The organism is Mycetocola zhadangensis (assembly GCF_003668565.1).
In the GTDB taxonomy this organism is placed as follows: Bacteria; Actinomycetota; Actinomycetes; order Actinomycetales; family Microbacteriaceae; genus Mycetocola_A; species Mycetocola_A zhadangensis.
This window is the reverse complement of sequence record NZ_RCWJ01000001.1, coordinates 978,601-993,916: the sequence shown is the minus strand read 5'-3', so window position 1 is coordinate 993,916 and position 15,316 is coordinate 978,601. Positions and strand designations below refer to the sequence as shown.

Below are 15,316 nucleotides of genomic sequence, written 5' to 3'. Positions count from 1 at the left end.
TCTCTCCTTGAGTATCGACTTCCGGTCCGGCGTTTGAACGGCGGACACACTCCGCTGAGTCGCTGCGTGCGTCCCCAATCGCCGGAAACTGCCCCAACAATACGCGGCACAAATTCGGACGCTCAAGGGGTGGCGAAACACCGTTCGCCCCGCTACGGTCGGACGAGCCGCCGCGCCAGCGGGCGCAGAGAATCCTGCAACCCTGGCACCGCCCACCCGGCGGATTCAACCAGGAGACATTCGTCATGACAACGCCCTCAGTCCCCCAGGGACCCTCGCTTTGGCTCGATCGCCCGAACCGTATCGAGACGGATCCCTGGCGCGACGGACTCTCCGCTGACGTTGTCGTGCTTGGCGCTGGCCTGACCGGACTTGCAACCGCCCTCACTCTCCTTGAACAGGGCAGCTCGGTCGTTGTGCTTGAGGCTCGATACATCGGGGCGGTGTCCACCGGGCACACCACAGGCAAGGTTTCCCTGCTGCAGGGGTCCCAGCTTTCCTCACTCGACAAGACGGTGCCACGGGAGTTGCTTGAGGCCTACGTGTCCGCCAACCGTGCCGGGCAGGAGTGGATCCGGGCGTTCGCCGAGACCGAAGGAGTGACGATCGAGGTCCGGGATGCCATTACTTACGCGGCAACGGACGAGGGCGCTCCGACCATCGAGGCTGAACTTGAGACGGCGTCGTCTCTCGGACTCGGCGTTACCGCACTGTCGTCCCTCGAGCTTCCCGTCGACATCACAGGGGCGGTATGCCTCCCCGGCCAGTTCCAACTCGATGCTGTTGAGCTGCTTGCAGCGCTGGCCGCTGCTGTCCGCCGCAACGGTGGCATCATCATCGAGGGAGTCCGCGGGCTCGACGTCCACTCAAGCTCTCCGTGCGTGGTGGAGACGGAACGCGGCGACGTTCGGGGTGACCGTGTCGTCCTGGCGACCGGCATGCCGTTCCTCAAGCGCGGAGCGCAGTTCGCAACTATCCAGGCGCACCGCTCCTATGCTCTGGCCTATCGCTGGGACCAGCCGGCGCTCAGCGGGATGTATCTGTCCGTCGACTCTCCGTCACGCTCCGTCCGCGATTCGGAACAGCCGGACGGCCGTTACCTCGTGGTTGGAGGCAACGACCACCGGGTCGGAACAGGCCAGCCGACCGCAGCACGTGTGGCCGATCTGGCCGATTGGACCGCGGGGACTTTCGGAGCGTTAACCGAGACGCACTCCTGGTCGGCACAGGACTATCGGGTCTCAGACGGGCTCCCCCACTTCGGCCCGATCTCCCCGGGTGACGATCACGTGTTCGTCGCTACCGGTTACAACAAATGGGGAATGGCGAACGCAGCAGCAGCCGGTATCTCACTCGCAGGGCAGTTCGCGGACACAGCCCCCGGCTGGGCAACCGCTCTTCGCGGCCGGGTGCCGACGGGCAGCGCCATTCGCACAACGCTTGCCGCTGGGGCGACCGTGGCCGGCGACCTCGCCAAGGGCTGGGTTGGTGCTGAGCTCTCAAGCCTGCCGGAGGACGGGCCAGCGGAGGGCGAAGGCGTCGTCGTTCGCGACGGCGTCAAGCCTGTCGCCGTGTGCCGCGTCGACGGGGTCGTCTCACGCACCTCCGCTGTCTGTCCACACCTCGGTGGCATCGTCGCCTGGAACGATGTCGAGCGGTCCTGGGACTGCCCGCTTCACGGTTCGCGATTCAGCGCGACAGGCGACGTGCTCGAGGGCCCTTCCGTGACCGGGCTGCGCAACTGACGTGTAAGCGTTCGCCGGAACTTAGGCGGGCTTTTTCTTCGACGGGGCTTTCTTCTTCTTGGCGTCTCGCGACTTTTCGACGCTGCGACGGAGGGCTTCCATCAGGTCAATGACCTCCCCGGATTCCTCTTCCTTCTCGGTCTCGCCGAAGGTGGCATCCGTGTCGAGGGCCTCGCCCTGCTCCAGTTTCGCGTCGATGAGGGTGCGCAATTCTTCCTGGTACTCGTCGGAGAACTGGTCGGGCTTGAAGTCGTCGGCGAAGCTGTCGACCAGCGCGTTCGACAGCTCAAGCTCCTTGGCGGAGATTCGAACCCGCTCTTTCAGGCTGTCGAACTCGGCAGCGCGGATCTCGTCTCCCCAGAGCAGTGTCTGGATCACGAGCACACCGTCGCGCGCCCGCAACGCTGCCAGCCGTGTCTTCTGACGCAGGGCAAAGCGAACAATCGCTGTCCGCTCGGTGGATTCCAACGTCTTACGCAGGAGAACATACGCCTTCGATGATGACGAGTCTGGTTCGAGAAAATAGCTGCGGTCGAACATGATCGGGTCAACCTGTTCGGTCGGAACGAATTCGACGACCTCGATCTCCCGGCTCTTTTCCTGCGGGAGGGATGCCATATCCTCAGCAGTCAGGACGACGGTACGTTCCCCGTCGTCGAAGGCCTTGTCGATGTTTTCGTACTTGATGATCTTGCCGCAGACCTCGCAGCGTCGCTGGTAGCGGATGCGACCACCATCCTCGTCGTGGACCTGGTGAAGCGGGATGTCGTGATCTTCGGTTGCGCTGTAAACCTTGACGGGCACGTTGACGAGGCCGAACGTGATGGCGCCCTTCCAAATTGCTCTCATAGGGTTCAGTGAACACCGTTTCCCAGCCGTTGCCTAGCTCTTGACATGCACGGTTCGCTCAGGCAGCTCTCAGTTCGGACCGTCCGGGTCCGGCGGTGACCCTCGCCGGACCACAAGCGGTAGAACAAGCCCGAGGGTGACCAGCACAGCGGTGAGGGATCCTGCGGCGAGAAAACCGGCCGCCCGGCTCACGACAAAGTCGAAGATGAGCATCGCTGTGCCGATCGTCGTCAACGACACGCCGACGAGGACGGCTCGTACCATCGCGTCGCCGATGGCCACCGTCGAACCCTTGAGTTGGCGGCGAAAGAGCAGCCGATGAAGACTCACCGGGAGCAGGCTCAGGATGGTTGTAAGAATGGAAACCGAGACCAGTGCGAGGTAGAGCATGCGCTGAAAGTCATCCAGCTCGGTGAAACGGGGCTGGAACGCAATCGCCAGAAGGAACGCGGTGAGAATTTGTGTGCCAGCCTGCAATACCCGCAGTTCCTGCAACAGGTCGATCCAGTTGCGATCGGAGCGTTCCGACTCTGTTTCGTCACGCTGATCATCGGCGTCTGCGCTCGGGTGGTCGGAACTTTGAGGGGCCGCGTTACTCATCTGAGCTTCCTTCCGTCGCGGGCTTGAACCGACGTAAACCTCAGCCTAGGGTTTGTGTCGGGCGACCGCCCGAGCGAAAAGAAGGGAGACAGCGCACATGACGAACCTGTCAGACGACGACGGCACCCTGATTGCCCCGGAAGACGACGAACTCGAGGTGCTCCCAGACGACGACGAACCGGTTGATGCCGTCGCGGGTCTCGACGAAGAGCGTCCCATCGACGACACGGAGTTCGACCTCGACGGCGAACTCCCCCTCGACGACATCTGAGTCCGCCGCGCGAGCTCGGAACAACAAAACGCGGACCCGTTCGGGTCCGCGTTTCGTCGTGCGACTGGTTAGTTCTGGTAGGCGGGTGCGGCACCGTGGTGCGCGTCACCGACCTTGTGCACACGCAGGTCGTTGGTCGAGCCGCTGATTCCGGGAGGGGAACCGGAGATCACGACGACCTTGTCACCGACAGCGGCCTTTTCGAGACCGAGCATGATGTCATCGACCTGCCCGAACATGGCATCCGTGTGCGTGACACGGTCAACGAGGAACGTTTCGACGCCCCAGTTCAACTGCATCCGACGACGGATGCCTTCATCCGGCGTGAGTCCCAAAACGGGGATCTGGGTGCGGAGACGCGCCATCCGGCGAACTGAATCTCCGGACTCGGTGAAGACACAGAGGAACTTGGCCTCGACGAAGTCGGCAACCTCACTCGCCGCGAGGGTGATAGCACCGCCCTGTGTGCGCGGCTTGGTGCCGAGCGGAGCGATGCGTTCGAGTCCGTGCTCCTCGGTCGACTCGATGATGCGTGCCATGGTCTGCACGGTGATCACCGGGTACTGGCCGACGCTGGTCTCGCCGCTGAGCATGACCGCGTCAGCACCATCGAGAACGGCGTTCGCGACGTCGGAGGTCTCCGCGCGGGTCGGGATCGGGCTTGAAATCATCGATTCGAGCATCTGTGTCGCCACGATGACCGGCTTGGCCATGCGGCGGCACAGCTCGACGGCACGCTTCTGAACGATCGGCACAGCTTCGAGAGGAAGCTCGACGCCGAGGTCACCGCGGGCAACCATGATGCCGTCGAAGGCTTCGATGATCTCCTCGAGGTGATCGACAGCCTGGGGCTTCTCGATCTTGGCGATGACGGGGAGGCGCTTGCCTTCTTCGTCCATGATCTCGTGAACACGCTTGATGTCTTCGGCGTTGCGCACAAAGGAGAGCGCGATGAAGTCAGCGCCGAGCTTGAGGCCCCACCGGAGGTCGGCCTCGTCCTTGTCACTCAGAGCGGGAACGTTCACCGCAACACCTGGCAGGTTGATGCCCTTGTTGTTGGAGACGGCTCCGGCGACGATGACCTCGGTGGTCACGACGACTCCGTCGGTCTCGAGAACCTTGACCTTGACCTTGCCGTCGTCGATGAGGAGGAAGTCTCCTGGTTTCACGTCTTGAGGAAGGCCCTTGAACGTGGTGCCTGAGAGCTCCTTGGTTCCGAGTACATCTTCCGTTGTGATCTTGAAGATGTCACCCTTCGCGAGTTCGTATGGGCCACCCTCGAACTTCCCCAGGCGAATCTTGGGTCCCTGGAGGTCGACAAGCACAGCGACGGGCTGCCCTGCATCGGCTGCGGCCTTGCGCACGTTCGCGTAGACGCCCTCATGGACGTCGTAGGTTCCGTGGCTCAGGTTCATCCGGGCGACGTTCACCCCTGCGTCGATGATGGCCCGAATGTCCTCATAGCTGGCGGTTGCCGGCCCGAGGGTAGCGACGATTTTGGCTCGTCTCATACTTGTCGTTCTCCGTGCTTCTGCGCATGCGCGCTCTGGCTTGGTGTTGTGGCGGGATTTCAAAAAAGGGGCGGGATGGACACGCGGTCCAAGTCTAGAGCGCGAGAGCGCGATCCGTCGGGCGAACCGGAGCTGGAAGGTCCGTCTCACCCTCGAGGTACTTGTCGACAGCGGCTGCCGCTGCGCGACCCTCCGCGATGGCCCAGACGATCAGTGACTGGCCGCGGCCAGCGTCTCCGGCGACGAAGACGCCGGGTTCGCTCGTTGCGTACTCGCCGTCACGTTCCACGTTGCCGCGGGCGTCGAACGGCAGGTCGAGCTGGCTGTTTAGGTCGTGGGATTCAGGGCCGGTGAAGCCGAGAGCGAGGAGCACGAGGTCAGCGGGGATCTCGCGCTCGGTTCCGCTTTTCGGAACACGGCGTCCGTCAACGAATTCGGTTTCGGCCACGCGGATCGCGCGCACCTCCCCCGACTCATTGGCGAGGAATTCGACGGTCGAAACGAGGTACTGGCGTTCGCCACCCTCTTCGTGAGCGCTGGACACCTCGAACAGGGTCGGCGTCATCGGCCACGGCTGAGCGTCGGTGCGGGCGGTCGGCGGCTGCTGTCCGATGGCGAGGTTCGTCACGCTTGCCGCGCCCTGGCGGTGCGCTGTCCCGATGCAGTCCGCTCCGGTGTCACCTCCGCCGAGAACCACGACGTGCTTGTCCTCGGCAGAAATCTGCCCTGGCACGTCGTCACCGGCACCCGCTTTGTTCTGCTGCACCAGGTAGTCCATAGCGAAGTGCACACCGGCCAGGTCCCGACCCGGGATCGGCAGGTCGCGCGGGACCATCGCACCTGTTGCGATAACGACGGCGTCGTACCGTGCACGAAGAGCGTCCCAGCTGATGTCGACGCCGATGTTCACCCCGGCCCGGAACCGCGTTCCCTCGTCGGTCATCTGCTTCAGGCGAGCATCGATGTGCTTCTTTTCCATTTTGAAATCGGGGATGCCATACCGCAGCAAACCACCGATTCTGTCGTCGCGTTCGTACACGGCAACCGTGTGACCTGCGCGAGTGAGCTGCTGTGCGGCGGCAAGACCAGCCGGTCCTGAGCCGACGACGGCGACGGTCTTGCCCGTGAGGCTTTCCGGTGGGTGTGAGTCGACCCAGCCGTTGGCGAATGCCTGGTCGATGATCGACACCTCAACCTGCTTGATGGTTACCGCAGGCTGATTGATTCCGAGCACACAGGCGCTCTCGCACGGTGCGGGGCAGAGCCTGCCCGTGAACTCCGGGAAGTTGTTTGTGGCATGCAGGCGTTCGATCGCCTGGCGACCTTCCCCGCGCCAGGTGAGGTCGTTCCACTCGGGAATGAGGTTGCCAAGGGGGCAGCCCTGGTGACAGAACGGCACTCCGCAGTCCATGCAGCGCCCCGCCTGACGGCGAAGCTGTGTCGGGTCGCCCTGCTCGTAGACCTCTTTCCAATCCATTAGACGGATCGGGACGGGCCTGCGCTTCGGCAGTTCGCGTTCTGTGACCTTCAGGAAGCCTTTCGGATCAGCCACCGGTTACCTCCAGGATTCGGCCCCACACGACATCTCCGTCGGGATCGAGTCCCTCGGCGACGGCGTCCTGACGGGTACGCAGCACTGCTGCGTAGTCGCGGGGCAGGACTTTGACAAATTCCGCGAGACCCGATTCGCCTTCGGCGAGCAAACGAGCCGCGAGGGGCGAACCGGTCTCGGTGTGGTGACGCTCGAGCAGGTCGCGGACGATCTCCAGGTCTGCGCTTCCGAGCGAAGACAGTTCAAGCTCACCCGACGCGAGAGCCTCACGGTTCACCTTCTCCGCGGTAAGGCGGTAGACGTATGCGGTGCCCCCCGACATTCCGGCGCCGAGGTTTCTGCCCGTTTCGCCGAGGATGAGGGCGAGGCCACCTGTCATGTACTCGAGGGCGTGGTCACCGACACCTTCGACGACGGCTGTGGCGCCCGAGTTTCGGACGAGGAACCGTTCGCCGACGGCACCCGAGAGGAACATCGTTCCCTGCGTCGCGCCGTAGCCGATGACGTTGCCCGCGATCACGTTCTCTTCAGGCGCGAAGGCGCTGCCCTTCGGCGGCGCAATCACGATCTCGCCACCGGAGAGCCCCTTACCGACGTAGTCATTCGATTCACCCTCCAGACGGAGCGTGATTCCGCTCGGCAGGAAGGCACCGAAGGACTGGCCGGCCGATCCGGTGAGGCGGACCTCGATGGAACCGGACGGAAGACCGTTCTCGCCGTGACGCAGGGTCACCTCGTGCCCGAGCATGGTTCCGACGGCACGTTCCGTGTTGCGGATCGGCAGGCTGATCGACACCCGGCCTCCGTGATCCAGCACGTTGCGGCTTTCGGCGATGAGTTGAACGTCGAAGTGTTTGTCGAGTTCGTGCTCCTGGCTGCGCGACTGCGTCCGCGGTTCCGACTCGGCGAACTTCGGCCCGACCAGGATCGGCTCAAGGTTGAGTCCCGATGCCTTCCAGTGCTGGATGGCGGTGTTCGTATCGATGAGCTCGTTGTGCCCGATCGCCTCCTGGAGGCTTCGGAAGCCCAGCGCAGCGAGGTACTCACGGACTTCCTCAGCAATGAACTGGAAGAAGTTCACAACGAATTCCGGCTTGCCGCCGAAACGTTCACGGAGAACAGGGTTCTGTGTTGCGACGCCGACCGGGCAGGTGTCGAGGTGGCAGACGCGCATCATGATGCAACCGGAGACGATCAGCGGTGCAGTGGCGAAGCCGAACTCCTCAGCGCCGAGCAGAGCACCGATGATGACGTCGCGGCCGGTCTTCAGCTGACCGTCGACCTGCACCACTACCCGGTCGCGCATGCCGTTGAGCATGAGCGTCTGCTGGGTCTCGGCGAGACCGAGCTCCCACGGGGTACCGGCGTGTTTGAGGGAGTTGAGCGGGCTCGCGCCGGTTCCTCCGTCGTGCCCGGAGACCAGGATGACGTCCGAGAGCGCCTTAGCCACTCCAGCAGCGACGGCTCCGATCCCGGACTGGCTGACCAGTTTGGTGTGAATCCGTGCTGACGGGTTGGCCCGCTTGAGGTCGAAGATGAGCTGCTTGAGGTCTTCGATCGAGTAGATGTCGTGGTGGGGAGGCGGCGAGATGAGCCCGACGCCGGCCGTTGCGTGACGAGTGCGCGCCACCCACGGGTACACCTTCGTCGGTGGCAGCTGACCACCCTCACCCGGCTTCGCGCCCTGGGCGAGCTTGATCTGGATATCGTCGGCGTGAGTGAGGTACATGCTCGTGACGCCGAAGCGTCCTGAAGCGACCTGCTTGATGGCGCTGCGGCGTTCCGGGTCGAGAAGTCGCTCGGTGTCCTCACCACCCTCACCTGTGTTGCTCTTCGCGCCGAGGCGGTTCATCGCGATGGCGAGCGTCTCATGAGCCTCGGCGGAGATCGAGCCGTAACTCATCGCCCCAGTGGAGAATCGCTTCACGATCGATTCGACGGATTCGACCTCGTCGATGGGAACCGGCTGGCGGTCGCCGGTGCGGAGCTTGAACAGCCCGCGCAGCGTCATCAGATTCTCGGCTTGGTCATCGACCATCCGCGTGTAGTCACGGAAGATGTCGTACCGGCGGGTGCGGGTGGAGTGCTGGAGCCGGAAGATCGTGTCCGGGTTGAACAGGTGCGGCGAACCGTCGCGGCGCCAGGAGTACTCGCCGCCGGTCTCGAGCCGTTCGTGCGAGATCTTCGCAGTGTTGAGCGGGTATGCGGCTTCGTGACGCTTCAGGTTCTCTGCCTGGATGACGTCGATGCCAACACCACCGAGAGTCGATTCGGTTCCGGTGAAGTACCGGTCGACGAACTCCGAGCTGAGCCCAACGGCTTCGAAGCACTGTGCGCCTGCGTAGGAGGACACCGTTGAGATGCCCATCTTGGACATGATCTTCAGAACACCCTTGCCGAGCGCGTAGATCACGTTGCGCACGGCCTTTTCGGCGGTCACCCCGGTGATCGCGCCGCTACGTACCAGGTCTTCGCAGGTTTCCATGGCGAGGTAGGGGTTCACAGCTGATGCGCCGTAGCCGATCAGGGTAGCGACGTGGTGAACCTCGCGAACGTCCCCGGCCTCGACGACGATGCCCACCTTGAGCCGGTTCTCGGCGCGGATCAGGTGGTGGTGCACAGCGGCGAGGCTGAGCAGCGAAGGGATGGGCGCGAGGTCCTTGTTGGAGTCGCGGTCGCTGATCACAATGAACAGGGCACCGGCGGCGATAGCCTCGTCGACCTCTGTGCAGATGGCGTCGAGTCGGTCACGAAGCGCGTTTGGTCCTTCGTCGAACCGGTACAGCGCACGAATGGTTGTTGTGGTGCGCGAACCGTGCCGCGGATCGATGTGCTGGATCTTGGCGAGCTCATCGTTGTCGATGACCGGGAAGTCGAGCACCACCTGGCGTGCGTGCTCCGGCCCAGCGCTCAGCAGGTTCCGCTCCGGGCCGAGGCCCAGCTTGAGCGAGGTGACAACCTCTTCACGGATGGAGTCGAGTGGCGGGTTGGTGACCTGTGCGAACTGCTGGGTGAAGTAGTCGAACAACAATCGCGGGCGCTTCGAAAGCGCGGCGATCGGCGTGTCAGATCCCATGGCGCCGAGAGGCTCGGCGCCGTTCTGGCCCATCGGCTTGAGGAGGATCCGGACCTCTTCCTCGGTGTAGCCGAAGGTGCGCTGGCGACGGGTCACCGATGCTGGTGTGTGAACGATGTGCTCACGCTCGGGCAGGTCGGAGAGGTTGATACGCCCGGCATCGAGCCACTCCCCCCAGGGCTGTGACGCCGCGAGGGTTGACTTGATCTCATCGTCCTCGATCAGGCGCTGACCCTCGGTGTCGACGAGGAACATCTTGCCTGGACGAAGTCGTCCCTTGCGCTTGATCCGGTCTGGAGCGATGTCGAGGACACCGATCTCGCTGCCGAGGACGATGAGGCCGTCTGTGGTCTCGAGCCAGCGACCCGGGCGGAGCCCGTTGCGGTCGAGGGTGGCTCCGACGAGGGTGCCGTCGGTGAATGTCAGCGCTGCCGGACCGTCCCATGGCTCCATCTGCATGGAGTTGAACTCGTAGAAGTCACGGAGTTCCTTGGGGAGGCCGCTCTGCTTCTCCCATGCCTCAGGCACCATCATCATCATGGCGTGTGGCAGTGTCCTGCCGGTGAGCGTCAGCAGTTCGAGTACCTCGTCGAACGAAGCCGAGTCGCTTGCGCCAGGGGTGATGATGGGCAGCAGTGGCCGGATGTCGCCGAGCAGTTCGCTTTCAAGCTGCGACTGGCGGGCCCGCATCCAGTTGCGGTTGCCTTCAACCGTGTTGATCTCACCGTTGTGCGCCATCATTCGAAGCGGCTGCGCGAGTGGCCAGGACGGGAACGTGTTTGTTGAGTAGCGCGAGTGAACGATGGCGAGCTTCGACGCGAACCGTTCGTCGCTGAGGTCAGGGTAGAACGGTTCGAGCTGGAGCGTCGTGACCATGCCCTTGTAGACCATGGTTCGACAGGACAGCGAGATGAAGTAGGCGTTGATTTCACGCTCGGCGCGTTTGCGCAGACGGAAGGTCTGGCGGTCGAGAGCTATCCCGCTCACCGAGCCCCCGGCATCCGTCGTTCGTGTACTTGTGACGAAGAGCTGCTCGAACGCTGGCATCGCATCGAAGGCGAGCTTGCCGAGGTGAGAGTCGTCGACGGGCACTTCGCGCCAGCCGAGGACACGGAGCCCCTCGGAGCTTGCGATTTCCTCGATTCCGGCCTTCAGCGTCGCACGAGTGTCAAGGTCGAGCGGGAGGAAGGCGATACCGACCGCGTACTCGCCTGCGGCCGGGAGCTCGAACTCTGTGACGGCTCGAAGGAACTCGTCGGGGATCTGGGTGAGGATTCCCGCACCATCACCTGTTCCGGCGTCGGAGCCGATCGCCCCGCGGTGTTCGAGGTTTCGCAGCGCGTCGAGCGCGGACACGATGATGTCGTGTCCCGCCGTGCCGCGTAGCGTCGCGACCATGGCGAGGCCACACGCGTCTTTCTCACGAGCCGGGTTGTAGAGCCCCTGAGCGGGGGGAACAAGGCTGAACTGTGAAAAGGTGGGCCTGGGCTCCATCGATTACCGTCCTCACGTACTTAGGAATTGCGCGGGACAACGGTGGCCCTGAATGGTTGAGGAGGTCGCCTGCCCGACATTGGGCTGAGCATTGTGCTCGAAGGTGACCGCTCGGTTTTTAGAAGCCGCCCGGTAATGGCAATCCTAGGATTTCGAGCCGATCTCGCTTGTGGCGGTGGTCTCTGACGATTCGACAGCTGCGTGGTCAGGCTCGCTGACATCCACATAGTCCGAATCCGTGTGTGTCGATTGTACACCGGGCGCGCCGCCGTCCCACTCACGGCCGGGAACGTAAGCGCTCGGCTCGAATCCGGTGTGGCGACGCGACTGAACGACCACGATGACCAGGCCGACGACGATGGCGAGCAGAGCAGCCCAGATGTTCACACGCAGGCCGAGGATGACCTCACTCGGGTCGACGCGGATCGACTCCCAGACCGTGCGTCCGAGGCCGTACCAGATGAGGTAGAGGCCGAGGACTTTGCCCCACTGCAGACGGAAACGGCGCTCGAGGAAGATCAGGACGACGACGCCGATCAGGTTCCAGATCGCTTCGTAGAGGAAGGTGGGGTGGAAGAGTGTGCCTTCGGGCAGGCCCTGTGGCCACGCCGGGTTCGAGGAGTCGATCTCGAGTCCCCACGGCAGGGTGGTCGGTGTGCCGAACAGTTCCTGGTTGAAGTAGTTGCCGAAACGGCCGAGGGCCTGGGCCAGCAGCAATCCGGGAGCAACGGCATCCGCAAACGTCCAGAACCGGATACCGGTCATCCTGCAGCCGAGCCACGCTCCGACAGCGCCACCGAGGATCGCGCCGAAGATGGCGATACCGCCCTCCCAGACGTAGAGGGTGCGGAGCAGATCAGCGCCGGCGTAAAAGTAGTCGTTCGGGTGAGTCAGCACGTGGAAAACGCGGGCACCGATGATGCCGAACGGCACAGCCCAGAGGATGATGTCAAGGACGATCCAGGGCTCTGCGCCACGGCGCTTCAGGCGCGCGTTGGTGAGGAAGGTGGCCGCGATGATGCCAGCAAGGATGCAGAGGGCATAAAAGTGGATCGTGAAGTTGCCCAGCTGGAATGAGCTGACGTCTGGACTGGGGATGCTGAGGTGGAAGGACACTGAGCTCCACGCCTTTCTCGGGGGAATGCTTCGGACGTGCGCGTATAACTTTAGTTCGGGGCTCGGGTGCCGCGGGACAACTCCCTGGCGACGGAGGCGACACTGTCGATTCCGCCGGTGGCAAGTGCCTTGACGAGGGCGGATCCGACGATCGCGCCGTCCGCGTACTCGAGGACCTCACGGACCTGGTCTGCGGTTGAAATTCCGAGTCCGACGCAGGCGTTCTGGGCGCCGACCTCGCGCAGCCGGGCCACGAGCGACTTCGCCGCTGAGTCCACGTCTGTGCGCGCGCCGGTGATTCCCATCGTCGACACGGCGTAGACGAACCCGCGGCTCGAATCGACGGCCTGCTGAAGGCGAGCTCGAGTCGATGACGGCGCTGCCAGGAAGACCCGGTCAAGTCCGGTGCGCTCAGAGGCATTCAGCCACGGCTCTGCCTCGTCAGGGATCAGGTCGGGTGTGATGAGCCCTGCTCCCCCTGCAGCGGCGAGGTCGTCGGCGAACCGATCGACGCCGTATTGCACGACGGGGTTCCAGTAGGTCATCAGGAGCACGGGAACGTCGACCTGCGCGGTGATGGCGCGCACAGCGTCGAAGCCGTGTTTGAGCCGGAAGCCGTTCGCGAGGGCCTTCTGTGTCGCCTGCTGGATGACAGGGCCATCCATGACGGGGTCCGAGTACGGCAAACCGAGCTCGATGACGTTCACGCCGTTCTCCGCGATGGCGACGGCCGCGTCGACGCTCTCATCAAGCGTGGGGAACCCGGCAGGCAGGTACCCGATCAGCGAACCGGTTCCGTTATCGCGACGGAGCTGAAGAGCGGATGCCACGCTTGTCACGATTGTTCTGCTCCCGAGTCGATGAGGTCGAAGTACCGACCGGCTGTCTCCATGTCCTTGTCGCCGCGGCCGGAGAGATTGATGAGGATCGTGGCGTCCTTGCCGAGCTCCTTGCCGAGCTCGAGGGCGCCGGCGAGAGCGTGTGCGCTCTCGATCGCCGGAATGATGCCCTCGGTGCGGCTGAGCAGCCGAAGTGCGCTCATCGCAGCAGCGTCGGTTACCGGGCGGTAGGTTGCACGCCCGAGATCGGCAAGCCAGGCGTGCTCTGGACCGACACCTGGGTAGTCGAGACCAGCCGAGATCGAGTGCGACTCGATGGTCTGGCCGTCCTCGTCCTGCAGCAGGTAGCTGCGTGCGCCGTGCAGAACGCCGGGGCGACCCTTGGTGATGGTTGCGGCGTGGCGGAGGGTTTCGGCACCCTCGCCTGCCGCCTCGAAGCCGTAGAGGGCGACGTCGGCGTCATCGAGGAAGGCGTGGAAGATGCCGATGGCGTTCGATCCACCTCCGACACAGGCGGCGACCGCGTCCGGAAGTTTGCCGGTGAGGGCGAGGACCTGTTCGCGGGCTTCCTCGCCGATGATCTTCTGCAGGTCGCGCACCATCGCGGGGAACGGGTGCGGGCCTGCAACGGTTCCGAAGATGTAGTTCGTCGAGTCGACGTTGGTCACCCAGTCGCGCATGGCGTCGTTGATGGCGTCTTTGAGTGTGCGTGAGCCGGTCTTGACAGCGACTACTTCGGCGCCGAGCAGTCGCATGCGAGCGACGTTCAGAGCCTGGCGTTCGGTGTCGACCTCACCCATGTAGATGACGCAGTCGAGACCGAACAGGGCCGCGGCGGTCGCGGTGGCGACACCGTGCTGGCCCGCTCCCGTCTCAGCGATCACGCGCGTCTTGCCGATGCGCTTGGTGAGCAGTGCCTGGCCGAGCACGTTGTTGATCTTGTGCGAGCCCGTGTGGTTGAGGTCCTCACGCTTGAGGATCATGCGTGCTCCGCCGCCGTGCGCAGCGAAACGGGGTACCTCGGTGATGAGTGACGGCCGCCCGGTGTAGGTCTTGTGCAGTTCGGTCAGCTCGGCCGAGAACGCGGGGTCGAGCTTGGCGAGTTCCCACGCCTCCGAGAGTTCGTCGAGGGCGGCGATGAGGGATTCGGGCACGAAACGCCCACCGAACTCGCCGAAGTATGGGCCTGTTTCGTCCCGAAGTGCCATTTTTATACCGCCAGGAATTCGCCGAGGGTGAGGATGGGGTCATTCGTCACGAGCGCTTCGCCGATGAGGACGACGTCAGCGCCGGCCTCGCGGTAGTGAGCCACGTCGGCGGGCGCCAGCACCGCGGATTCAGCCACCCGGATCACCCCTGAGGGGATCTGCGGCGCGAGCGTGCCGAAGAGGTCGCGATCGAGTTCGAAGGTGGAGAGGTTGCGTGCGTTCACACCGATCAGTTCAGCGCCGAGGTCGAGTGCTCGCTCGAGTTCGTCCGCGCTGTGCGTCTCAACGAGCGCCGTCATGCCGAGTTCCCGGATCAGCCCGTAAAGCTCGGTCAGCGTCTTCGTGTCGAGCGCCGCAACGATCAGGAGCGCAAGATCGGCTCCTGCGGCGCGAGCCTCGAACACCTGGTACGGGATCGAGATGAAGTCTTTTCGCAACACGGGGATGGAAACCGCATCGCGGACGCTTTCCAGATCGGCGAGCGACCCTTGAAAGCGGCGACCCTCGGTGAGCACGCTGATGGCGCTTGCTCCCCCGGTCTGGTACGACACAGCCAGTTGTGCGGGGTCGGGGATATCAGCGAGCGGTCCGCGCGATGGGCTCGCTCGCTTGACCTCAGCGATGATCTTGACGCGGTCGGCAGGCGCGAGCGCTGACAGTGCGTCGAGAGCGGGAGGCGCGGCAAGCGCGGCGGACTCTACCTGCGAAAGCGGGCGCTGGAGTTCACGCTCGCGTGCGTCGGAGAGTGCGCCGGCCGTGAGATCGGCCAGCACAGTCCTAGTGCTCCTTCGCGATGTACTTTGAGCCGTTGACGCCGTAGCCGATCTTCGACATGATCCAGCCGACGATCGCGCCGACAACGAGGAGGCCTGCTGAAGCCCAGACGAGCCAGGGCATGTCGAGCCAGAATGCCACTGTGCCGATCGCGAAGGCGATCAGCATGATGGTTACAGCGGTCCACGCCGCTGGTGAGTGGCCGTGTCCGAGATCGTTCGACTCTTCGCTCATGGGTCTCCTTCAAAAAAATCTGGTGCTGGTTCAGTCTATCGGGTGGG

Annotated in this window: 12 protein-coding genes; 2 read left to right on the top strand and 10 right to left on the bottom strand. The window is 63.8% G+C overall.

Annotation, left to right across the window (positions count from 1 at the left end; all coding sequences use genetic code 11):
• Positions 1-245 precede the first annotated feature (245 nt).
• Entirely contained in the window at positions 246-1,745 is a 1,500-nt protein-coding gene (locus D9V28_RS04770; RefSeq protein WP_121658508.1) for an FAD-dependent oxidoreductase, read from the top strand.
• A 21-nt stretch (positions 1,746-1,766) separates the two neighbouring features.
• Here D9V28_RS04770 and ku read toward each other — a convergent pair whose 3' ends face one another.
• Both ku and D9V28_RS04760 read right to left on the bottom strand, forming a co-directional pair.
• On the bottom strand, positions 1,767-2,594 hold the full coding sequence (gene ku / locus D9V28_RS04765) for a non-homologous end joining protein Ku (protein WP_121658507.1): 828 nt from the start codon (positions 2,592-2,594) through the stop codon (positions 1,767-1,769).
• Between the two features lie 69 nt (positions 2,595-2,663).
• The gene (locus D9V28_RS04760; RefSeq protein WP_121658506.1) at positions 2,664-3,194 is read right to left on the bottom strand and encodes a DUF6328 family protein; all 531 of its coding nucleotides are present in this window, start codon (positions 3,192-3,194) and stop codon (positions 2,664-2,666) included.
• A 97-nt stretch (positions 3,195-3,291) separates the two neighbouring features.
• On the opposite strand from D9V28_RS04760, the gene D9V28_RS16040 reads away from it, so the two are divergent.
• Positions 3,292-3,465 carry a hypothetical protein gene (locus tag D9V28_RS16040; RefSeq protein WP_183086421.1) on the top strand — a complete coding sequence of 58 codons (174 nt, stop codon included), beginning with the start codon at positions 3,292-3,294 and terminating at the stop codon, positions 3,463-3,465.
• 68 nt (positions 3,466-3,533) lie between these two features.
• On the opposite strand, the gene pyk is transcribed toward D9V28_RS16040, so the two are convergent.
• The 8 genes from pyk to D9V28_RS04720 all read right to left on the bottom strand — a co-directional run bounded on the left by pyk (position 3,534) and on the right by D9V28_RS04720 (position 15,269).
• The gene (pyk, locus tag D9V28_RS04755; protein WP_121658505.1) at positions 3,534-4,976 is read right to left on the bottom strand and encodes a pyruvate kinase; all 1,443 of its coding nucleotides are present in this window, start codon (positions 4,974-4,976) and stop codon (positions 3,534-3,536) included.
• A gap of 94 nt (positions 4,977-5,070) precedes the next feature.
• On the bottom strand, positions 5,071-6,528 hold the full coding sequence (locus D9V28_RS04750) for a glutamate synthase subunit beta (RefSeq protein WP_121658504.1): 1,458 nt from the start codon (positions 6,526-6,528) through the stop codon (positions 5,071-5,073).
• Positions 6,521-11,098, bottom strand: coding sequence for a glutamate synthase large subunit (gene gltB, locus D9V28_RS04745; protein WP_121658503.1), 4,578 nt, complete (start codon positions 11,096-11,098; stop codon positions 6,521-6,523). The genes D9V28_RS04750 and gltB overlap by 8 nt, the downstream gene beginning before the upstream one ends.
• A gap of 144 nt (positions 11,099-11,242) precedes the next feature.
• Positions 11,243-12,214, bottom strand: coding sequence for a prolipoprotein diacylglyceryl transferase (lgt, locus tag D9V28_RS04740; RefSeq protein ID WP_229727722.1), 972 nt, complete (start codon positions 12,212-12,214; stop codon positions 11,243-11,245).
• A 50-nt stretch (positions 12,215-12,264) separates the two neighbouring features.
• Positions 12,265-13,056 carry a tryptophan synthase subunit alpha gene (gene trpA / locus D9V28_RS04735; protein WP_121658501.1) on the bottom strand — a complete coding sequence of 264 codons (792 nt, stop codon included), beginning with the start codon at positions 13,054-13,056 and terminating at the stop codon, positions 12,265-12,267.
• On the bottom strand, positions 13,050-14,261 hold the full coding sequence (trpB, locus tag D9V28_RS04730) for a tryptophan synthase subunit beta (RefSeq protein ID WP_121658500.1): 1,212 nt from the start codon (positions 14,259-14,261) through the stop codon (positions 13,050-13,052). The genes trpA and trpB overlap by 7 nt, the downstream gene beginning before the upstream one ends.
• A 2-nt stretch (positions 14,262-14,263) precedes the next feature.
• Entirely contained in the window at positions 14,264-15,034 is a 771-nt protein-coding gene (trpC, locus tag D9V28_RS04725; protein WP_121658499.1) for an indole-3-glycerol phosphate synthase TrpC, read from the bottom strand.
• 4 nt (positions 15,035-15,038) lie between these two features.
• A complete protein-coding gene (locus tag D9V28_RS04720) occupies positions 15,039-15,269 on the bottom strand; it encodes a DUF6704 family protein (protein ID WP_121658498.1) in 231 nt (76 codons plus the stop codon).
• Positions 15,270-15,316 lie beyond the last annotated feature (47 nt).